At 41.9% G+C, this 20,729-nt stretch carries 17 protein-coding genes and 1 pseudogene; 7 read left to right on the top strand and 11 right to left on the bottom strand.

The window, feature by feature from the left end:
• Positions 1–24 precede the first annotated feature (24 nt).
• From DFQ12_RS09485 to DFQ12_RS09475, 3 genes are read left to right on the top strand one after another with little or no spacing between them, the layout of a single operon-like run.
• Positions 25–1,479 (top strand): aldehyde dehydrogenase family protein, encoded by a 1,455-nt coding sequence (locus DFQ12_RS09485; protein ID WP_120258687.1) that lies wholly within the window; start codon positions 25–27, stop codon positions 1,477–1,479.
• A gap of 49 nt (positions 1,480–1,528) precedes the next feature.
• Positions 1,529–2,047, top strand: a complete 519-nt coding sequence (locus DFQ12_RS09480; protein WP_120258686.1) for a putative antibiotic biosynthesis monooxygenase — start codon at positions 1,529–1,531, stop codon at positions 2,045–2,047.
• A 15-nt stretch (positions 2,048–2,062) separates the two neighbouring features.
• The gene (locus tag DFQ12_RS09475; protein WP_120258685.1) at positions 2,063–3,175 is read left to right on the top strand and encodes a cytochrome P450; all 1,113 of its coding nucleotides are present in this window, start codon (positions 2,063–2,065) and stop codon (positions 3,173–3,175) included.
• Positions 3,176–3,320: 145 nt separating this feature from the next.
• On the opposite strand, the gene DFQ12_RS09470 is transcribed toward DFQ12_RS09475, so the two are convergent.
• From DFQ12_RS09470 to DFQ12_RS09440, 7 genes are all read right to left on the bottom strand, one after another.
• Positions 3,321–3,824 (bottom strand): YybH family protein, encoded by a 504-nt coding sequence (locus DFQ12_RS09470; RefSeq protein ID WP_120258684.1) that lies wholly within the window; start codon positions 3,822–3,824, stop codon positions 3,321–3,323.
• A gap of 24 nt (positions 3,825–3,848) precedes the next feature.
• Positions 3,849–4,499, bottom strand: a complete 651-nt coding sequence (locus tag DFQ12_RS09465) for an NADPH-dependent F420 reductase (RefSeq protein ID WP_120258683.1) — start codon at positions 4,497–4,499, stop codon at positions 3,849–3,851.
• Between the two features lie 116 nt (positions 4,500–4,615).
• Positions 4,616–5,206 (bottom strand): Crp/Fnr family transcriptional regulator, encoded by a 591-nt coding sequence (locus DFQ12_RS09460; protein WP_120258682.1) that lies wholly within the window; start codon positions 5,204–5,206, stop codon positions 4,616–4,618.
• A 372-nt stretch (positions 5,207–5,578) separates the two neighbouring features.
• Complete coding sequence (locus tag DFQ12_RS09455) at positions 5,579–6,562, bottom strand: zinc-binding dehydrogenase (RefSeq protein WP_120258681.1); 984 nt, start codon at positions 6,560–6,562, stop codon at positions 5,579–5,581.
• A 34-nt stretch (positions 6,563–6,596) separates the two neighbouring features.
• Positions 6,597–7,640 (bottom strand): MBL fold metallo-hydrolase, encoded by a 1,044-nt coding sequence (locus DFQ12_RS09450; RefSeq protein WP_120258680.1) that lies wholly within the window; start codon positions 7,638–7,640, stop codon positions 6,597–6,599.
• A gap of 58 nt (positions 7,641–7,698) precedes the next feature.
• Positions 7,699–8,202, bottom strand: coding sequence for a YybH family protein (locus DFQ12_RS09445; protein ID WP_120258679.1), 504 nt, complete (start codon positions 8,200–8,202; stop codon positions 7,699–7,701).
• A 28-nt stretch (positions 8,203–8,230) separates the two neighbouring features.
• On the bottom strand, positions 8,231–8,887 hold the full coding sequence (locus DFQ12_RS09440) for an NADPH-dependent F420 reductase (protein WP_120258678.1): 657 nt from the start codon (positions 8,885–8,887) through the stop codon (positions 8,231–8,233).
• A 373-nt stretch (positions 8,888–9,260) separates the two neighbouring features.
• Between DFQ12_RS09440 and DFQ12_RS09435 the strand changes: the two are divergent.
• Positions 9,261–10,618 (top strand): annotated as a pseudogene (locus DFQ12_RS09435) (IS3 family transposase).
• 45 nt (positions 10,619–10,663) lie between these two features.
• A complete protein-coding gene (locus DFQ12_RS09430; protein ID WP_120258677.1) occupies positions 10,664–11,191 on the top strand; it encodes a TlpA family protein disulfide reductase in 528 nt (175 codons plus the stop codon).
• Positions 11,192–11,353: 162 nt separating this feature from the next.
• Here DFQ12_RS09430 and DFQ12_RS09425 read toward each other — a convergent pair whose 3' ends face one another.
• The 4 genes from DFQ12_RS09425 to DFQ12_RS09410 form a co-directional block, all read right to left on the bottom strand.
• Positions 11,354–12,871, bottom strand: a complete 1,518-nt coding sequence (locus DFQ12_RS09425; protein ID WP_208642488.1) for a RagB/SusD family nutrient uptake outer membrane protein — start codon at positions 12,869–12,871, stop codon at positions 11,354–11,356.
• A gap of 50 nt (positions 12,872–12,921) precedes the next feature.
• A complete protein-coding gene (locus tag DFQ12_RS09420) occupies positions 12,922–16,305 on the bottom strand; it encodes a TonB-dependent receptor (RefSeq protein ID WP_120258675.1) in 3,384 nt (1,127 codons plus the stop codon).
• A 173-nt stretch (positions 16,306–16,478) separates the two neighbouring features.
• Positions 16,479–17,585: a FecR family protein gene (locus DFQ12_RS09415; RefSeq protein WP_120258674.1), complete on the bottom strand. Its 1,107-nt coding sequence runs from the start codon at positions 17,583–17,585 to the stop codon at positions 16,479–16,481.
• Positions 17,586–17,645: 60 nt separating this feature from the next.
• On the bottom strand, positions 17,646–18,233 hold the full coding sequence (locus DFQ12_RS09410) for an RNA polymerase sigma-70 factor (protein ID WP_167457226.1): 588 nt from the start codon (positions 18,231–18,233) through the stop codon (positions 17,646–17,648).
• 596 nt (positions 18,234–18,829) lie between these two features.
• Between DFQ12_RS09410 and DFQ12_RS09405 the strand changes: the two genes are divergently transcribed.
• Positions 18,830–19,960 (top strand): M20/M25/M40 family metallo-hydrolase, encoded by a 1,131-nt coding sequence (locus tag DFQ12_RS09405; protein WP_120259293.1) that lies wholly within the window; start codon positions 18,830–18,832, stop codon positions 19,958–19,960.
• 10 nt (positions 19,961–19,970) lie between these two features.
• Entirely contained in the window at positions 19,971–20,570 is a 600-nt protein-coding gene (locus DFQ12_RS09400; RefSeq protein WP_120259292.1) for a GNAT family N-acetyltransferase, read from the top strand.
• Positions 20,571–20,729 lie beyond the last annotated feature (159 nt).

Below are 20,729 nucleotides of genomic sequence, written 5' to 3'. Positions count from 1 at the left end.
AAATGATAATTTAAGGAAAATATAATGGAAAAAATAGCATTAAACTGGATCAACGGTGAATGGATTGATAGTGGATCGTACAAAGATAGCTTTAACCCTGCAACAGGAGAAAAAATTGGCGTTTACGCGGATGGCGGATCTATAGAAGCCGAAAAAGCAATAGCTGCCGCCAAAGAGGCACATAAAAAATCGGGTTGGCGCCATGATCGGTATCTACGATATAAGGCCATAAATGAATTGGCGGATGCTTTTGAAAATAACACCGAAAGACTGAAAGAAATCCTGATGCTGGAGAATGGAAAAGTCGCTGCTGAAGCTTTGTTTGAAATCAGTTTGGTCGCACCAAAAATGCGTTACTATGCTGCCCAAGCACTGACAGAATTTGGCCGGGCATTGGAAACTAAGCCCGGGAAATTCAGTATGGTATTGGCTGAATCAATTGGTGTTGCAGGGATTATTGCACCCTGGAATTCACCGATTATCCTTATGATCCGTTCTTTGGCACCTGCTTTGGCTGCAGGTTGTACTGCTGTGATTAAAATGCCCGGCCAAACCGCACAAGTAAATTTAGCAATCAATGAAATAATGGCCTCGGTCACTAGTTTACCAAAAGGTGTTATTAACCAATTCACCGAAAGTGGTAGTGCTGGAGCAGCACTCATGGTGGAGTCACCTGACGTGCCTACGATTTCCTATACCGGAAGTACACCTACTGGCCGTATTCTTATGCGTAATGGCGCAGCGAATTTAAAGCGTTTTGGTTTTGAATTGGGTGGAAAAACACCGATGCTGGTCTTTGATGACGCTAATTTGGATTTGGCAGTACCGACCTTGGAAAAAGCGATCACTGTATTTGCCGGCCAATTTTGTATGACTGGCAGCCGTATTCTTGTGCAGCGTGGGATTGCAGAATCGCTTATTACAAAACTGAGCCAACGGTTACAGGACGTAAAAGTTGGGCCTGCTTCAGACCCCACCAGTGATATGGGGCCAGTTATCGACAAGGCTAATGCAGAACGCATAGATGCTGTTGTCGAAAAAGCAATTTTGGAAGGCGCTGAGGTATTGGTACGCGGCGGAAAAATAAATACAGGATCATTAGCGTCAGGGGCATTCTACAGACCTACACTACTCAAAGTAAGCGTGCAGGATAATAAACTCGATATTATCCAAAAAGAAACCTTTGGTCCTGTTGCAACTGTACAAATCTTTGATTCTCCAGAGGAAGCGATTGCCTTGGCAAACGATAGTGAATTTGGTCTTGCCGCTTCGGTATGGAGTCAGGATGTCGACCTGCCTCTAAAGGTTGTTCGGGAGCTTGAAGCCGGTACTGTTTGGATTAATAACTGGGCAGTAGTAAATGATGAGTTTGAAGAAGGGGGCTATAAAATGAGCGGCCTTGGACGACTAAATGGACTGGCAGCCATTCATGATTTTGTGGAATTTAAACATATTTTCCATGCTACAGGGATTTTATAATCCAGCTAGTTTAGTTGATTTAAACTAATTTTTTATTCTATCACCATACATGATCAGTACGATTGTCGTCCGTTATAAATTACTTGCTCCAAAAGGAGAGTTTGAAGAATGGAAGAAAAAGATGGATGAAGTAAGTCGGAGAGCAAACGGTTTTTTGGATAGGATAGAGCTTCCGATGATTACGAATGAGCCTTATTTTTTTGTGCTATTGAGATTTGATAAGATCGCGAATGCAGAAAAATGGCTCAATTCATTGGAGCGTCTAACATTACTAAAAGAAGTGGACGGTATCGCCGAAGAAAGGCAGCAAATGATGCATAAAGACAGCGACTTTTGGTTTGCTCAATCTCCGAAGAATGCTGTCGTAAAATGGAAACAAATTATTGTTTCTTTTATTGCTGTTTACCCACTGACCCAGATCATTCCCCGATTAGTGCATGTTGCTTTTACGGCGATGGGTATAAAATCAGCTTTGTTTTCGGGTCTATTGGCTGGTATGCTAATTTCAGCTTGCATGGTCTATTTTGCGATGCCCATTGTTTTGCGGTTATTTCGGAAATGGCTTTAAATTATTAAAATAAATATGACGACATTAAAATTGGATTTTGATTCGCTGAGCTTTGCAACAGATCCTGACAAAACACTCGCAGCATTGCGCAAAGAAGAGGGAATATACTCCTATACCATGCCGAATGGAGCAAAGGCTTGGTTAGTCTCCAGAAGAAAAGATATTGAAGAAGTGTTGACCAATGGACATGTGTTTACGGTCAGCGCCAACGCTGGTGCTGAGTCCTATGAAAACAACCCATTTTCGAAGGCGATTCCCAAGCCATTGCACTTGTTGGCAACAGATGGCCAGCAGCATCTCAGGTTGAGAGAACCCTTAGAGAAGTTCTTTACCCAAAATATTTTAGAAAGTTACAGTGGGTTTATAACGAATGAAGTACAATCTATTATAAAAGGTTGGTCCAGCGGTAATGAGTTGGATCTCGCGCGGGCACTGTCCTATTTAGTTCCAGTAAAAGTGATTTCAAAAATATTAGGGCTTACTTGGGATGACCATTTTCCATTATATGCGCAATCGCTACAATTAGTAAAATCGTCACCAAATGAGCATCTGAAAAATGTGACTATTTTCCATCAGATTATCCGCGATACCATCGAAAAGTATAAAAAGCAAAACGATACAAATAATATTATCACGGTGTTACTCCATGCAGGCCTTACCGACGACGAGGTGCTCAGTATGAGTTTGCTCTTATTTATAGCAGGATCAGGCACTACAGCATCTTTAATTAGTCAGGGGCTTCGGTATATGATCATTAATAAAGCTCGCCCGGATCAGCTTGTCGACGAGATATTATTCCGTACATCTCCAGCGAATAGTGCTTTCCCGAGGTATTTACAGGAGGATTATCGTTTAGACGGTACACTATTGAAAAAAGGTGATCTTGTTATTGCTTTATTGCAGTCTGCAAACTATGATATCAAAAAAGGGGAAGATCCGCTGCGGGCTTATCTTTCCTTTAGTAAAGGGATTCACCATTGTATAGGCTGGTATCTCGCAAAAATGGAGGCTGAGATTGTTTTTGACCAATTTTACAAAGCATTTCCTAATTCAAAGATTTTAAAAGAGGAATGGTTCAGTAATATTGTTTCAAGGGATCTAGCATCATTAATGGTAAAATTGGGATAGTTTTGACGGCATCAAATAGCTGCACGGCACAACAAAATTAGGATCGGCAAATAACCTTAATCAAGCCTATTAAAAATTCAATATCCTCTCCTGTATAAATTATGCTAACAGGAGAGGATATAAAATCTAAACTTATTAAGGTAGTCTATTTGGGTTGATTGAACATATAGCGTGCTATTTTCCATGCCCCGTTTTCCCGTTTCAACAAGAAGAACTCCCGATTAAGTTCTTCTGTTTTTTGTCCTGTGGCGTGGATCAGTTGTGTACCATGTGACTGTGTACGGACAAAAGCAATATCATCTGCCACGGTAATTTCTTCAATATCAAATTTAACATTGAGCTGTATCGCTTTAAATACATTGGTGTAAGCAATGTTAAGTTCTGCAGTTCCTGATGCTGTAGGTAATCCGGTTGGCATGAATACGCCGTCTGCAGTGTATTGTCCTACAGCTTGCTCTACGCTTGATTTATTTAATGCGTCAAAATAAATTGTTAATGACTTTTCGATTTGTTGTTGTGCTGATTGATTTTCCATTGTTGTTGTTTTATTTGTTTTTGAACTATTTGATTGTTTGGTTTGACCATTTGCAGTTTGTTGAACAGCTACTCCAATAAGAAGCGAGGCTGCTAATGCTGTTATTTTTTTCATATGATTGAATCTGAGTGATTGTACTTACAATTTACTTTTAGCTTCTTCCAATGTAACCGTTTTGCCTAAGGCTCCGAACTGATGTAAGTCGCCAAACACTTCGATGCGGATAGATTGATCGATTCCACCAATATGTAATGGTGCGAATCCGCTGGCACGAATCAGCTCCTCGATCTGTGGCGTACTTGTGGTACTGTCAGAAGCATAAAAAAGCATCTTTTCTTGTGGTAATGCGAATGCTTCTCCACGCAGGGAGGCTGCACCAAGTGTTCCAAAAGCCTTTACGAAGCTGGCATCTTTAGGGACCAATGCCTGTAATACCTGACCTGCTGATACATTTTGATCGATAATTTTTTTGAATCCACCATTACCATCAGGAGCAATAGGATTGGATACATCCACAATGGTTTTTCCCTTTAGCTCTGTCGCATATTCAGTCAGAAATAATTTTAGGTCATTGAAATAGATTGCTGGAATAATCACATCAGCGAATAGGATAGCTGTCGAAATCTCTGCGGGTGTTGCCAGGCTACCCAGTTCGCTTGCAAAATCATTCGCTTGGCTAAGGTCTCTGGAAGCAACTACTACAGGGTGGTTACCTCTTACAAGATTTGTTGCTATTGCACCGCCAATATTGCCTAAACCGATAATGGCTACTTTTGTTTTTGTATTCATCGTTTTAAATTTTAATTGATGTTTGTCACTATTGACATTACAAAGTTGCGATGAAATGGTGTATGGCACTTATAAGATAGGATAAGAAATACCCTTAAACTAGTTTAAGGGTAGCGCTACTTTCTGAGACTTTCATTTTTTATACGGCTCAAAAATTCTGGGGTAACACCCAGATAGGAAGCAATTTGGGTGCTCGGCAATCGATTGGCTAGCTGTGGGTATTGCTTTATAAAACTTTCATACCTTTCTAAAGCTGTACTGCTAAATGTCTGCAATAAGCGCTCCTGAAGCGCGATGAATTTGTCTTCGATAATGACCCGAAAATTCCTGTCGAATTTTGGAAAGTTGGTATATAAATACCAGAGGTCACCCTTTGAAATTTGGAGGACAACTGCTGGTTCGATAGCTTCGATATATAACTTGGAGGGAATTTCCTTATGAAGGCTACCAATATCCGAAATCCAGTCATCTTCTGAGGCAAAGGCCAGGTTGTGTTCAAAGCCTTTTTCATCAACGCTATACATCTTAAAACAGCCACTTTGTACATAGCTGAAATATTTGCATACATCTCCTTCTTGTAGCAAAAACTGTCTGCGTTTTATTTTTCGCTCTGTTATGCGGCTTTTTAAAGCTAGTATTTCTTCTTCTTCAAGGGGAAGATATTGTTTAAAATGATCTATCAAATTTTCTAGTGGACTATCGCTCATACAAATAATGCCTATATAATTTTCAGTAAGATATTATTCTTTCATCATATGCTCAGCGTACCTTATTCCATGTTCCCCTGTGTCAGGAAGTAATCGTATTGGACTGAATGATAAGACAATAATTACACTTGCAAAGTACAAAAGAAATAGCAAAAATCAGCAATAAATAAGCCTTAGTAATATTTTTTATGAAGTGGTTTCGGAGATGATAATGAGGTTATAATAATTGGAATGGTAGTCTTCCTTCGAAATTGATATCCAAACGAAAAGGATTATTTGATAAGCGCAATAATCGTTAGGATTTAGCTGAGTTAAATATAAAAAAAGGACAGCCAATCAAAGAGAATGGATGTCCTAAATATGCCAATTTTTCTAAAGTGTCACAACGATTTTGCCGTTGGCCTTACCGCTATCGAGCAGTTGGTGGGCTTCTGCGATCTGTTCGAAAGAAAAAGTTGCGACGCGCAGCGATTGCAAGTTTCCCAAGGCTACCTGTTCGGCAATCATACGGATTGGCGTATCTTCGAGCGGAGCAGCCGGAGTGCCTAACATGCCACTGGAAGTAAAACCTATTTTAACTGACTTTCCTAATTGTGTCATGATGTTGAGATTTTCAAAGACAGGGGGACCTCCTAGTAGCCCAATAACGATAACTTCTCCAAAAGCTTTTACTGCGGCAACAGTCTCAAACATACGGTCTCCACCAATAACATCCAAAGCCTTGTCTACCCCATTGGGCTGTATTTTTAGTACTTCTTCGTGTATATTGTTCTGGTCTACAATCACGTGGTCTGCGCCTAGCTCTTTTAATCGCGCTGTCTTCGAAATATCCCTTGTCGTAGCGATTACCTGCAGCCCCTTTAGTTTAGCATATTGTACTGCTGCGGTTCCCACACCGCTGGTGGCACCCTTTATTAGAATGCTTTCACCAGCTTTGATATTTAAGGCTTTGTCTAGCGCCAACCCTATGGTCCCGAACGCTTCCGGAATTGCAGCAAGTTCCTCAAAACTGATGTCGCTATCGATAGCTAGAACATGTTGGGAAGGAATAGTAATAAATTCAGCATAACTTCCTGGACGAGCCATCCCCATTCCACCCATCATCGTCACCACTTTCTGTCCAACTTGAAACTTGCCTGTTGGATCTTCAATAATTTCGCCCGTTGCTTCGATTCCTAATATTTGCGTAGCATTTGGAGGTGTTACTTTTCCTTGGCGTCTATAGGATTCCATTTTATTTAATCCAAAGGCTTTCACCTTTATTTTTACTTCTCCGGGCTGGATCGAAGGTGCTGGAATTTCTTTGATCGACAGTACTTCTGGACCGCCGGTTTTATCTAAAATAATTGCTTTCATTGTAAGTCTACATTTAATTGAAAAAAAATATGGATTAATCGTCCCATTTGACATAGTTCAACATGGTCGAAACATGGCTAGGCGCCCATACGTCAACTCCACCTAATTTGTCACCCCACTTGGCAACCACTTCGTCCGTCCCCTCTTTAATGATTTTATCAAGGTATACATTGAACAATAAAAATTTATTCTCCCATCCGATCGTACCTGCGGCTTCACCCATGACTTTCATCATATCAGTGTTCTGGTATAATTTTTTTACGATAGAATAAAGATCCGTTGCATAGGCTTTGGCCACTACGACATCCTCCTTATTACCAAGGGCAGTAAGGTGTCCCGCCAAAAATACATCGAAATCATAAGCCAGAACTTTATCAAATGCTTTCAGATACCCATGCATATTATTGCTCAGGTCTAAGTTTTTGAAAGGTACATAGCCCGGTGTGAGCAAGTCTACAACCATTAGAAACTTTTCCTTTGGCAGATAAACCGCTACGTCACTTTCATTGGAATGAAAAAGAGCCAATTCTTGCAGTTCAATTGTTTTATCACCTTTTTTTAATGTCAACTTTCCCGAAAACGAATTTGTAGGTACCAGTCTTTTTTGATCATTTTTTTCTTTTAAATAACTTGCTACCGGTTTTGCTGCAATAATTTCCAAGTTTTTAATGTTCTTTAGATATCGCGAACCAGAAATATGATCATTATGTGAATGCGTATAGATAAGTGTTGTAATTGGTTTATCAGTAACCTGTTTTACCATTTTTTCGATGTTCATACCATAGCTCTCTGGCGCATCCAAAAGTACGACACCTGTAGTGGTTACGATCGCTGCTGACTGCCATACGCCATCGGTCAATACGTATATTTTACTACCGGGCTTAGTTTCCTGAATTGTATAACCAACAGTCGGATCAATTTTATAAGATCGATCTAAAGTGCTCTTAAGTACAGGTCTGTAAGTGCTTAAGTCTGTTGGGACAAATTGTTGCATTAAAGGTTTATATGTGACCTTTTCGGTTTGCGCAGATGCGCCAATACTTGTAAAAAGTGCTATTGCTAAAATTAATTTTTTCATCGTCGTTGTTTAAAAAATTTAAATAATAAGTTGCTTTGGGCAGGATATAACCCAATATTTATTTGGGTTGATTGAACATATAACGCGCTATTTTCCAAGTTCCGTTTTCTCGTTTCAACAAGAAAAACTCGCGGTTAAGTTCTTCTGTTTTTTGTCCTGTTGCATGGATCAGTTGCGTCCCGTGTGACTGTGTGCGAACAAATGCAATATCACCGGATAAATTGATTTCTTCAATGTCAAATTTGACATTAAGCTGTATGGCTTTAAATACGTTGGTATAAGCGATTTTAAGTTGGGCCGTTCCCGTTGCGGTAGGAAGTCCAGTTGGCATAAAAATACCATCTGTCGTATATTGGCCAATAGCTTGTTCTACGCTTGATTTATTTAATGCGTCAAAATAAATTGTTAGTGATTTTTCGATTTGTTGTTGTGCTGATTGATTTTTTATTGTTGTTGATTTTATTGATTTTGAACTATTTAATTGTTTGGTTTGACCATTTGCAGTATGCTGAACAGCTGCTCCAATGAGGAGCAAGGCTGCCCATGCTGTTATTTTTTTCATATGATTTAGTCTGAATGTTTAGAAATGCTTATAATTTACTTTTAGCTTCTTCTAATGTTACGGTTTTTCCGAGGGCACCAAATTCGTGCAAGTCTCCAAATACCTCGATGCGAATAGACTGATTGATTCCACCAATATGGAGTGGTTCAAAACCACTGTCTATAATAAGTTCTTCAATTTGTTTGTTACTAATGGTGCTATCAGATGCATAGAACAGTGTTTTTCTTTGAGGTAATGCAAATGCTGCTCCTCTCAATGATGCTGCTCCAAGTGTTCCGAAGGCTTTAACAAAGCTTGCATCTTTTGGAACCAATGCCTGTAAGATCTGTCCTGCAGATGTATCTTTGTCTATAATTTTTTTGAATCCACCATTTCCGTCTGGGGCAATCGGGTTGGATACATCCACAATTATCTTCCCTTTTAACTCGGCCGCATATTGATTAAGAAATAATTTGAGGTCATTGAAATAGATCGCTGGAATCACGACGTCAGCCGACGCTATGGCTGCTGAAATTTCTACAGCTGTTGCTAGATTACCTAATTCGTTTTTTAAATTCGTTGCTTGGCTAATGTCTCTTGAAGCTAAGATTACAGGATGGTTACCGCTTATAAGATTGCTTGCTACTGCACTGCCGATATGACCTAAGCCGATAATGGCTACTTTTGTTTTTGTGTTTGTATTCATCGTTTTAAATGTTAACTGTTATTTGTCACTATTGACATTACAAAGTTGCGATGAACTAGCCGATGGCACTTATAAGATAGGATAAGAAATACCCTTAACCTATATTAAGGGTAAAGCTGTTTTCTGAGACTTTCGTTTTTATACGGCTCAAAAATTCTGGTGTAACGCCAAGATAGAAAGTATCGCTTAAAGTGATTGATCAGAATTCAAGTGCGCTAGTGTCCATATCGCTAAATAATGTATGGAATCTTTGGAAAGAAGGTAATTTTGGTGGCGGCTATTAATAGAAGGGACTGTAAATCGTCAGCAAAAAGTGGACACGTTATTTTAAAAACTTAAGGAGTGTTTTCATCAAAAAAAAATAGATTTAATTATGGGAACACCAAAGAAAAAGAGTACGGAATCATTTGTAAAAGACATTCGTAAAAATACGCGAAGGATCTTTACAGCCGAGCAGAAGATTTTGATCGTTATGGAGGGTCTTAGAGCCGAGACGTCTGTGGCAGAACTCTGCAGAAAGCACAGTATTGCCCAGTCCCAGTTCTACGCTTGGAACAAAGAGTTTATGGAAGCAGGTAAGAAGCGTTTGAACGGCGATGTTACCAGGGAAGCAACAAGTGATGAAGTCACCGAACTGAAGAAAGAGAATGCTCGTTTGAAAGAGATGGTAGCCGACTTGGTATTATGTTACGATATCGTTAAAAAAAGTTTGGACATGCTGGACTGATCCATAAATACCGAAAATATATGAGATTATCAGCGACAGAAAAATACGAGATCATACAAACCGCCACCACTAGTGAGATCGGTGTGAAGCGGACACTCGAAAGCTTCGGCATCCATAGAAGTACATTCTACAAATGGTATCAGAAGTATCTTCAGAACGGTTATGACGGCCTGAAACAAGGCCAAAGAGTATCTAGAAGACAATGGAACAGCATTCCGGAAGAACAAAAAGATCTGGTTGTTGAAGTTGCTTTGGACCACACGGAATTATCCTCCCGGGAACTGGCCCACAAAATCACCGATGAACAAGGTGTGTTCATATCAGAATCCAGTGTTTATAGAATATTGAAACAACGGGACCTGATCCCGGCACCGAATCATTTCCTTATCTCAGCAGCAAATGAGTTCAAGGATAAAACCAGCTTTGTGCACCAAATGTGGCAGACCGACTTTACCTATTTTAAAATTGTCGGTTGGGGATGGTACTATCTGAGCACGGTTCTGGACGATTACAGCCGCTACATTATCCATTGGGAGCTATGCGATTCCATGAATGCAGAAGATGTGAAAAGAACGGTAAATACCGCCATCGAGAAAGCAAAATTAAAATCTAAAGCCAAACCGAAGTTGCTTTCTGACAACGGACCTTGTTATGTCTCAAACGAGCTGAAAACATACATGAAAGAGGATCTGAAGATGAAACAGGTTCACGGAAGACCGATGCATCCGCAAACGCAGGGGAAAATTGAACGGTACCACAGGACGATGAAAAACGTGGTGAAGTTAAACCATTTTTACCATCCAGAAGAACTTGTCGAAGCTCTGGGGAAGTTTGTGGACAACTATAACAACCGACGTTATCACGAATCGCTAAATAACCTAACACCAGCAGATGTTTATTATGGAAGAGCTGAGCAGATCATCCAAAAAAGAAAACGCATAAAAGCCGATTCAATACAGCGAAGAAGAAAATTGTACAATCAACAAAAATTAATAAATTTATAACGCAAAATACTCCTCAAGGAATTTGACTTATGTGTCTAATTTAGTTTGAAGACATACAACAGTGCTTATGGCAAAGAGATTGCCAGAAAGATTGCGAGCTTAAAAGGCGGTTCGCCCGGCAGCAAAGCATTTGAATTTCAGGCGGCGGATATCAACGGCAAACCACTTGAACTTGCAGTATTCAAAGGTAAATATGTGTTGCTGGATTTTTGGGCCAGCTGGTGCGTGCCTTGCCGCAAAGGTAATCCGCATTTGATAGATTTATACGGTAAATATAAAAATAAGGGTTTCGAAATTATCGGCGTCGCAAGCGATGATCAAAATCCTGCTGCCTGGCTCAAAGCTGTAGAACAGGATAAAATAGAAATCTGGAATCATGTGCTGAGCGGTCTTAAAATGGAAAAGGGGGAGTTTGACCGTTCTAAATCCATTTCTGATCATTATGGAATCAGTACTTTACCCACCAAGATCCTGATCAATCCCGAGGGCATTATTGTAGGACGCTACGGTAGTGGTGCGGGTACCGATGATGAACTGGACAAAAAGCTGGCGGAGGTATTTGGAGCCCAATAGTAAATATTAAAGGATTTGAAAGAACGCTATACTTGGCAGAGAAAGTTCTGAAGAAGCGTTTAAACAATTGGAGAGCATGCAATGTTGCTATTATCCATTGTAACGAATTATGGTTCCAAACTGCAAGGTTTGGAACCATAAAAAGTATAGCAAATGAAACGCTTAATTATACCCTTGATTTTGAACGAGCTGCCGGTTTCGGTCCAGTTCTGATTGTGCAAAAGGCAAGACATTGTTGATTTCACCAAATCGCAATGGTGCGCCGCCTGGATTTTTAAGTGGTGCCAGCGTACTTTGCATCAGATTGCGCCTTTTGAGATCATAGTAACGATGTCCTTCCAAGGCCAATTCAATCCGCCTTTCATGCAAAATAAAATCGCGTAATTTTTCTTTTGTGTTATACACAGCTGTGTTGACCTTAGGCATATTCACACCGCTTCGCTCGCGGATTGCATTCAAGGCATCATAAATGCTCTGATCGGGACCGCTTACTTCATTTTTTGCTTCGGCATACATGAGCAGCACATCCGCGTAGCGAATATGGACAATATTCTGATCGGTCATCGGTGTCTTTGTCCGGTTGAATGGCAGCATGGCTAAATTCACATATTTTTTTTGTGAATAGCCGGTCAGCAAGGGATCTGATTCTTCAAATACTGATCCATCCGGATTGATATATTTTTCGGTAGGCACCTTGATCGTTAGCGTAAGACGTGGGTCTCGATTGCTGTACGGATCGGTTGCGACGTAACCCGATCCCGGTTCCTCGATACGTTTTCCATTTTTCATTTCATAGGCATCGACCAGGTTCTGGTAAGGTGCAATAGCGCCGTACCAACCGATTTCGACCAAGACGCCTTCACCTCCCTGCGGGTTGTTAGGGGCTAGGTATTTGGTGGAGAACATGATCTCGGGATTATTTTGCTGCGTAGCCGTCAGAAAAAGATTTTGATAGCCGCCTTGATAGATCTGAAATTTGCCACCTTTCATAATCTGGTCAGCCAACTTAGCGGCTTCTGACCAGTTTTGCTGAAAAAGATATACGCGCGTCTTGAGTGCCTGTGCGCTCCCTCTGACGGCATGCCCTGCATAAGCTGCATCCGGTAAGTCGCTGATCACATCGTCCAGCTCACTGTGAATGAATGCCAGGACTTCTTCTTTTGAGCTTTTGGCGATTTTGCCCTCGTCCACGGTTTTCGGTTCAGTTTTATAAAGTACCACAGCACCAAAGGCCTGTACGAGATCAAAATAGAAAAGAGCCCGGATAAATCGTGCTTCCGCTTTGTATACAACTTTCTGTGCTTCGGTGCTCGGGGCCTTGTCGATATTGTCCAGAAAAAAGTTGCAACCCGAAATACCGGCATACGGAGTGTTGTAGAATGCGTCGCTGACATTGGTCGAATTGACAATGCCTTGGGTAAGGTCACCGAAACCATAATACGAATGCCGATCCAAGGCATTGTCGGAGTAGGTGTCCAGCCATAATTTGCCCTGCCCATAAAAACCGGCCTGTAGTCGTCTATATACTCCGGTCAGTGCCATGCGTGCATCGGCATCAGTCATCCAGAATGTTTCACCAGATATAGCAGTAGTAGGATTTTTATCAAGCAGATCGCTACTGCAGGAGCTCAGCATACCGATCGTTGCGATCGCCATGAAGCCAATTTGTTTTATTTTCATCGTTGTTATCATCTATTAACATCCGTTTTTTATTGTCAAAAGGGGTTAGATCAATATCTGATCTTTACACCAGCTGTATACATTTTGATCTGCGGAAACTGTGCAAATCGTCCTGATCCTGATCTTTCAGGGTCGTTGCCCTCATACTTGGTCCAGGTGATCAGATTATCGCCTGATATGTATACGGTAATTCCCTTGGCTGCAATACGATTGGTGATTGCGGTAGGAAAGGTATAGGACAGGTACAGATTTTTTAGGCGCAGGTACGATGCATCCTGAAGAAAATAGGTGGACGGATAACCGGCGACACCTGCATATCCGGTCAGATAGACCGCCGGAACAGTATTGCTTGGGTTGGTTGGTGTCCATGCATCCAAAAATTTGGTCGGCGGAGCTGATCCTTGCATAAAAGGCTCATAGCCCCATTGACTTACCTGTACCTTTTGGCCTTGTACCCCCTGGAAGAATGCGCTGAAATTAAATCCTTTCCAACCAGCATAAAGATTGAAAGAATAGGAGTAATCTGGAAAGCGGCTGATTCGGATACGGTCCTCAGGTCCGATGGTGCCGTTGCCGTCCACATCCCGCATTTTGAGGTCGCCCGGTTTGAGCGTCCCCGAATTGGGTTGCTTCGGTGAATTGTCAATCTCGGCCTGACTCTGGAAAATGCCGATCCAATCATACAGAAAAAAATTGTTATAAGGCTGACCTACTTCAATCGTCCCTATTGTTTCTGCTAATCGCTTGGTTACTTTATTGCGGTAACGATTGAAAATAAAGTTGGCGCCATAGGTAAATTCGCCGATTTGATTCTGGTGGCGCAATTCGATTTCTATCCCTTTATTGACCATGGCTCCCGCGTTAACAATAGGCGGTGTTAAGCCCAGACTTGCGGGGACGTCGGTGCGCTCCTCCAATATATCGGTCGTATTTTTATAGTACCAGTCTATTGTAGCACCAAAGAGACCTTTGTAGATATCCACATCCAGCCCAAAGTCGGTGATTGCAGTTTTCTCCCACCGTAGGTTTTTCTCCACCAAGCGTGTTTTCATCGCGCCCGATTCAAGCCCAGTAAACGGATATGTTGTCGTACTGAGAATATCCTGATAGGGGTAATAATCCAGGTTTCCTCCTCGAGTAATTTCCTGATTACCCAAGGCACCATATGATGCTCGGAGCTTCAGATTATCGATCCAGGAAAGTTTATTTTTGATAAAATCCTCTTCTGAGATACGCCAAGCAGCGGATCCGCCACCAAAGGTACCCCATCGGTATTGTGGGTCGACGCGTGAGGTACCATCATAACGGATATTTGCTTCGGCAAAATATTTTCCTTTATAGTCATAGTTGGCTCTTCCGAATAATGATCGGAGGCCCCATTCAAACGAACTTCCATTGAGGTTCTGGTCTTTAGGTGAACTTCCGTCCAGTTCCATAATCGTATTGTTTGGAAAATCATAGCGCCCGCCACCAATGCTGGTACTCCTGTTATCCTGTTGCTCATACCCGCCCAATACGCTAATATTATGATCGTTGGCCAAGGTTTTTATATATTGAAGCGTGGAATAAAAGGTCTTGGTCAGGTTGCGCCCGGAGCTCTGTTGCAGACCGACAAAACTTGGATTCCCATTTCCAGATTGCTGATATTCACCATTTTCATTGGGATGGTAAGCAAAGGCTGGACTTCCAAACTGGCGCTGTCTGTAATCTTGGTTGAAGAACGTGAAGGCTGCTTTTGTGGACCACTTCAAACCGGAGATAATATCCACATCCATATAGGCTTGGGCATTGACATTATAGTTTTTGGTGAGCTGTGACCCCGTATTGTAAACCTCTTCCGGCGTACGGTTGGTGCCGCCTGTACTCATGTAGTCGCGGCCCGCCGATCGCCCGCTGCCATCGGGTAGCCAGGGCTTGAAGGTAGGTGCCGCAGCATAGGCTAGCAGGAGCAGGTTATCATTGGTCATCCAGGGAGCCCTGAGGTCCTGAAAAGAAAAGTTGACATTGGTACCTATTTTAACTCGTTTATGCACCTGTGTGCCATAATCAAACAAGCCATTGTACCTTTTATATTCATAGCCTTTGGTGATGCTATTCTGATCTAAGTAATTGAGCGACACGTTATGTGTGCTTTTCTCGCTACCGCCGGAGAAACTCAGGTTATGGTTCTGGATTGGCCCCTTGCCTAATATATAGTCGAGCCAGTCAAAGTTGGGATAGGCTTCGTTATTGGGATTGTTTTTGTAGCTGTCGATCTGTGCCTGTGTATAGACCGCGGGTTGCCCGCTGCGTGCCCGTGCAGCATTGTACATTTCCATATAGGTGACCGAATTTGTAATAAGTTCGGGGTATTTGGTGGCTTCACTGGTTCCCCAGTTGCCGCTGTATTCAATATTGCTTGTGCCTGCTTTTCCTTTTTTGGTAGTCACTAAAATGACCCCATTGGCTGCTCGTGCACCATAAATAGATGCTGAAGCGGCATCCTTGAGTACGGTGATATTCTCGATATCCTGTGGTGAGAGGTTGGAGATCGAACCGATGACACCGTCAACCAAAACAAGCGGATTGGAGGAAGCTCCGCTCGAACCCAAGCCTCTTATGCGCATGGTGCCGTTATCGCGACCTGGTTCACCGGTAGGCTGCACGACATCAAGTCCGGCGATGCGGCCTTGCAATAGATTTTGAATATTTGGTGCTGGGCGTTCGGTGATGGTTTTGCCCGAAACGCTGGCAACAGAGCCAGACAGATTTACTTTCTTTTGTGTAGCATAACCCACGACAACAATTTCTTCCAGATTGCTGTTGGCTACTGCTAATACCACGTTGATCTGATTTTTGCCCTGTGTGGGGATTTCCAACGAAGTGAAGCCGACAGAACTGAAGATCAGTATGCTGTTTTCATCAGGGACATCGATAGAAAATTGTCCCTGTGAGCCGGTACTTGTTCTTACAATGCTTCCTTTGACAAGGACAGTGACGCCGACCAGCGGTTCTTCATTTTCATCGGTCACACGGCCAGTGATCGTCCGTTTTTGAACGATGCTTTCCTCCGTATTCTTGGCCATTGTTTTTGATATTCGCCGTCTTGAAATAGCAATAGAACGGCCTTTGATCTGATAACTGAGTGGCTGCCCGGATAACAGCTCGTCCAATGTCTCAGTTACACTCCGATTGCTGACGTTAATGGAAATCGGTCTGATGGATTTTAGGTCCTTTTCGTCATAGATAAAGGTATATCCAGACTGTTTGCTGATTTCGATCAGGATATGTTTTAGTTGAGTTTGATTTTGGTCTAGCGTAATACGCTGTGCACTCGCATTGCCCAAAGAAACCATGATAGAGGCAAAAAATAGCACAATGGTCAGTTTCATCGACAAATAGCAATGAGAAGGTTTCAGGTATTTTAAAGCATACCTTAGATATTGGTTATTCATATTTTAAGTTCATATGCAATACATCCTTATGGGATATCTATTTACTGGGGACGATATATCATAAAATAAGGTCTGTACTGTTGGTTTATAATGATGGTCATGTTGGCTGGATTTGATAGCTGGCTGCGCTGTATTACCGCCAGATAATGAATCCAGATATCAAAATAGTCTATTTATCGCATAGCAGTCACCCTCCTTCCTTCGATATTAAATCTTACATTGGACTTGAGTTCAATAGCTTGCAGTACTTCCGATAATTTGGCATCTCGCGGTATAATAGCGGATAGTCGTGTATTTCCGTAGGGACCCATATCAACTTCTACATCGTACCAACGTTCAATTTTTCGGGCATATTGACTTAGTGGTTCTTCGTTTAATATGTACAGCCCATTTTTCCAGGCATAGCTGTCCTCGACATTGATCGTGTTTACTTGGATATTTTTTTCCTTACCAACGACAGCCTGCTGCCCTGGCTTTAAGGTAACTTGTGCAGCTGATTTTACGTCGGTAACCTGAAGGCTGCCCGATACGAGCGTCGTCAGTGTCTGGTCATCGTCTTGGTAGGCGTTGACATTGAAGCTGGTGCCTAAAACTTCGATACGTTGCTGTTCGGTATGGATGATAAATGGCTTCGCCCGATTTTTCGAAACTTCCAGATACACTTCGCCGGTGATATGGACGCTGCGCTCAGGTCCATCAAAGCCCGTAGAATAGCGTATAGAAGACAAAGCGTTGAGCCAGGCTTTGGTACCGTCTGGCAGGGTGACCTGAAACTGCCCGGCGATGGGGGTTGATAGGGTCACTAGCTGTACTTTATTGGCCTCGGTAATGGCTGTTCCATCGCCATAGCGCAAAGCGAGGCCTCTTGAAATCAGTCCCTCTTTCTGACCGTCGAGCTCGATGGGAGCTTGGCCATCTATAGACAGCTTGGCGCGGTCGGTGCCAGGTAGAATATCATGGGTGATGGCTGTTTGTGACGCTACTCGTTTATCTTTTGATATTTGTTGCCATAACAGACCTGTAGTCAGTAGCAAGAATAGAACAGCCGCCGCGGCAGCAATATAGCGTTTGCGCTTTGGCTTGGTAACATCGGGGATTTGCTTTAGTCTTTTCTGTAGTTCAACAAAATCTGAAATAATTTCGTCATCTGTCTGATCAAAGCCCTCTTGATTGAAGGTGAGATACCATTCCTCTACTTTTGATTTTTCATTTTCATCACATTGCCCTGAAAGATATTTTTCCAATAAGTGCCGCGCTTCAAACAGATTTTGGTTTGTCATGATACGTTTGTATGGTTACGTATATAGGACGGATGAAAGTCGGGGATAGGGGGGGAGAATTTAAAATATTTTGCAATATAGAACCAATAATGTCCAGAGTAGACCACCAAGTTTGGCCCGCAGCAGGCGCAGGGCCTCTTTGATATAGCTGCGGACACTATGTTCGGATAAATTTAGTTTTTCGGCAATCTCCTTATGACTGAGGTACTGCTTGCGGCTCAATTCAAATATTTCCCGTACTCTGGGCGAAAGCTTTTTGAGTACTTTTTCAATATGTTCCTGTAGGAGCCGTTCGCGCAGGAGATGATCGGTTTCCGATACCTTATTGTCCAGATACATCGAAAGTGAGTCCAAATAATTTGTCTTGGACTGTTCTTTGGCAAGATAGTCAATGATGCGGTGCCGAATAGCCGTATAGAGATAGGAGGATATTTTTCCTTGAATGATCAGCGTTGTTTTTCTTTGCCAGATATTGGAAAAAAGATCATGGACAATATCTTTTGCGGCTTCGCGATCCTGTAATTTTTGGGAAGCATGCAGATAGAGTAATCCATAATACTTGTTATAGAGTTCCTGAAAAGCGGTGGAACTGCCTTGCTGCAGCTTGATTAGCAGCTCTTGTTCATCATTATATAGCACACTTTGCATGGTTATCCGTCTGGCAATTATAGTAAACAATGTGGATTGTAACAAATTTATGTTGAAAAATTCGGAGCTGGGATTTTGTATTGTGTATGCGTGTTGTTTTTGGTTGTCACAGCGCATTGTTAATCTTTTGAAGGATAAGATCAGTCTACGTCTGTTGATGAAGAATTCTATTCTTAGGTAAAATCGTGTATATGGCCGATTTTCAGCAGTAGTCGCCATTACTTATTCTGCCAATAGATTTTTCTTGTCAAAACTAACCACTTTTTCATATTCGAAAGCCATTATCTAAGAATCGTTTTTTTTGTGGGTAATTATTCACGTATATAAGTTCATAAAAGATTTAGGCTGTTCATTGGTGGTTCTACTTGTTTATTTCCTTCTCATAATGGAAATTTTCGCTATCAAAATGAAAGACTTTGCTTGTTTAAGTTTGTTGTTTTGATTGTGTTATATAGTTTGTATTCAGTGTTATATGGTTCTTTTGTATGTTGTGGAATACTTTTGGCATCAGCCTAAAATAAAAATAGTTGATAGGGGGTCAACTGATGCTTATTGAAAAGGATACAAAATGAACAATTTGAAAAATGAATTTTTATATGAAAAATTTTTGTGAATCAAGTCTCGATACCTGGGTTGTTGACCGAATTGAGATCCTCCATACGGAGTGCGTGGGTTTATTAAAAGAGCTAATCAAGACACCGTCGTTCAGTAAGGAAGAAGAAGGTACAGCGCGCGTACTATCTTCTTTTTTCTCCAGGCATGGTCTTGATTTCAATCGGGTCGGAAATAACCTTTGGCTCTATAATCTGCATTACGACAAATCCAAACCAACTATTTTACTGAATTCCCATCACGACACTGTTAGACCCAATCAGGGTTATAGCCGGAATCCATTTGAACCGAAAGTCGCGGACGATAAGCTGTTCGGACTGGGATCAAATGATGCCGGTGGTTGTCTGGTCGCTTTGATCGGTGCATTTCTTTATTTCTATCCACGGTATGATATTCCTTTTAACCTCTGTCTTGCGATCACGGCAGAAGAAGAGATTTCAGGAAAAGGAGGGCTCGCAATGGTTCTTCCCCAACTTGAAAAGATTTCGGTCGCTATTGTTGGCGAACCTACCACAATGCAGATGGCCATCGCTGAGAAAGGAAATATGACCCTGGAATTTATCTGTCAAGGTAAGGCTGCGCATGCTGCTCGTAATGAGGGTTGTAATGCGATATTGATGGCTATGTCTGCGATTGATAATATGCAGTCTTGTCAGTTCAGATTCGATGAAACATTTGATGATGTTATCAAGCTAACAGTAACAGAAATACATGCCGGAATTCAGTCTAATGTTGTACCAGATGAATGCAGATTTACCGTTGATGTACGTATAACCCCCAATTACAGTCCTGAGGAAATTATAGCCATCCTAAAGGAGAAAGTACATGCAGCCATTGAATTGGTCGGAAACCCTATGCGTGCGTCGTCCATCAGTCAACAGCATCCGCTTATTCTTGCAGGCAAGAATCTTGGTTGGCAAAGTTATGTCTCTCCGACATGTTCAGACCGAGGCTGGTTGAATGTGCCCTCCCTAAAACTTGGCCCGGGAGACTCCGCCAGATCGCATACTGCCAATGAATTTATATTTCTAGCGGAGATAAAAAATGGATTGGCCGGGTATATAGAACTATTGGAAGGACTTCCTGATGCATGGGAGACAAGTTTTGACAAATAAGCAAAATGTTATGGAAACAGATCGTATAATCGTACGAACAGCGACAGCAGCAGATTTAAAATATGCGATGGAGATTTCAGCGGAAACGGCTTCATCAGCGAAAGCACGGGGCACGGGAATAGGGACACGGACCCCGCAGTCGATCTGCAATAAGATCCTTGATGGTAATGCGGTTATCGCATTGACTCAAACGGGAGAATGGGTTGGCTACATTTACCTGGAAGCCTATGCCGAGGAGGAATTTATTTCGCATTGTGGCCTTATCGTTTCGCCATCCTGGCGACGTAGGGGTATCGCAACACTTATGAAAAGACAGATCTTCGAACTTTCGAAACTAAAATATCCCAAGGCAAAAATATTTGGCATTACGACTTCGTTGGCTACCATGAAAATCAATTCAAAACTGGGATTATATCCGGTCAGCTTCTCGGAGATTACCCGGGACCGTTCCTTTTGGAACAAATGCCAGAACTGTATCAACTACCCGGATCTGGAGAAAAAGGAATTCAAAAACTGTTACTGCACAGCCATGCTTTTTGACCCCAGTGCAGTACAAAATTTAATTATAGAAAAGACCCGAGGATCTTATAGTAATTCGACCATCCATTGATAATACTTTATTCTGATTGAGTGGATTTATAAAATCTCGCTGCTCCCAATCCACTTACACCATAAGAACCTCCTTCCTTTTGCAGACAAAAGGAGGAGGCTTTTTTTATAAATGAGCCGGTGTATAAGTCTATGTAAGGGAAGGCGTGGTTGATGAACA

It is taken from the genome of Sphingobacterium detergens (assembly GCF_003610355.1).
Taxonomy (GTDB): Bacteria; Bacteroidota; Bacteroidia; order Sphingobacteriales; family Sphingobacteriaceae; genus Sphingobacterium; species Sphingobacterium detergens.
Note: the sequence above shows the minus strand (reverse complement) of the source record. Positions and strands in the feature narration are given on the sequence as shown.

Bases quoted from the DNA above. Each gene is read 5' to 3' on its own strand.
- DFQ12_RS09405 (WP_120259293.1), top strand. From the start codon at position 18,830: ATGAAAAATTTTTGTGAATCAAGTCTCGATACCTGGGTTGTTGACCGA.
- DFQ12_RS09415 (WP_120258674.1), bottom strand. From the start codon at position 17,585: ATGACAAACCAAAATCTGTTTGAAGCGCGGCACTTATTGGAAAAATAT.
- DFQ12_RS09465 (WP_120258683.1), bottom strand. From the start codon at position 4,499: ATGAATACAAAAACAAAAGTAGCCATTATCGGTTTAGGCAATATTGGC.
- DFQ12_RS09445 (WP_120258679.1), bottom strand. From the start codon at position 8,202: ATGAAAAAAATAACAGCATGGGCAGCCTTGCTCCTCATTGGAGCAGCT.
- DFQ12_RS09450 (WP_120258680.1), bottom strand. From the start codon at position 7,640: ATGAAAAAATTAATTTTAGCAATAGCACTTTTTACAAGTATTGGCGCA.
- DFQ12_RS09485 (WP_120258687.1), top strand. From the start codon at position 25: ATGGAAAAAATAGCATTAAACTGGATCAACGGTGAATGGATTGATAGT.
- DFQ12_RS09480 (WP_120258686.1), top strand. From the start codon at position 1,529: ATGATCAGTACGATTGTCGTCCGTTATAAATTACTTGCTCCAAAAGGA.
- DFQ12_RS09400 (WP_120259292.1), top strand. From the start codon at position 19,971: ATGGAAACAGATCGTATAATCGTACGAACAGCGACAGCAGCAGATTTA.
- DFQ12_RS09460 (WP_120258682.1), bottom strand. From the start codon at position 5,206: ATGAGCGATAGTCCACTAGAAAATTTGATAGATCATTTTAAACAATAT.
- DFQ12_RS09440 (WP_120258678.1), bottom strand. From the start codon at position 8,887: ATGAATACAAACACAAAAACAAAAGTAGCCATTATCGGCTTAGGTCAT.
- DFQ12_RS09420 (WP_120258675.1), bottom strand. From the start codon at position 16,305: ATGAATAACCAATATCTAAGGTATGCTTTAAAATACCTGAAACCTTCT.
- DFQ12_RS09470 (WP_120258684.1), bottom strand. From the start codon at position 3,824: ATGAAAAAAATAACAGCATTAGCAGCCTCGCTTCTTATTGGAGTAGCT.
- DFQ12_RS09410 (WP_167457226.1), bottom strand. From the start codon at position 18,233: ATGCAAAGTGTGCTATATAATGATGAACAAGAGCTGCTAATCAAGCTG.
- DFQ12_RS09475 (WP_120258685.1), top strand. From the start codon at position 2,063: ATGACGACATTAAAATTGGATTTTGATTCGCTGAGCTTTGCAACAGAT.
- DFQ12_RS09425 (WP_208642488.1), bottom strand. From the start codon at position 12,871: ATGAAAATAAAACAAATTGGCTTCATGGCGATCGCAACGATCGGTATG.
- DFQ12_RS09455 (WP_120258681.1), bottom strand. From the start codon at position 6,562: ATGAAAGCAATTATTTTAGATAAAACCGGCGGTCCAGAAGTACTGTCG.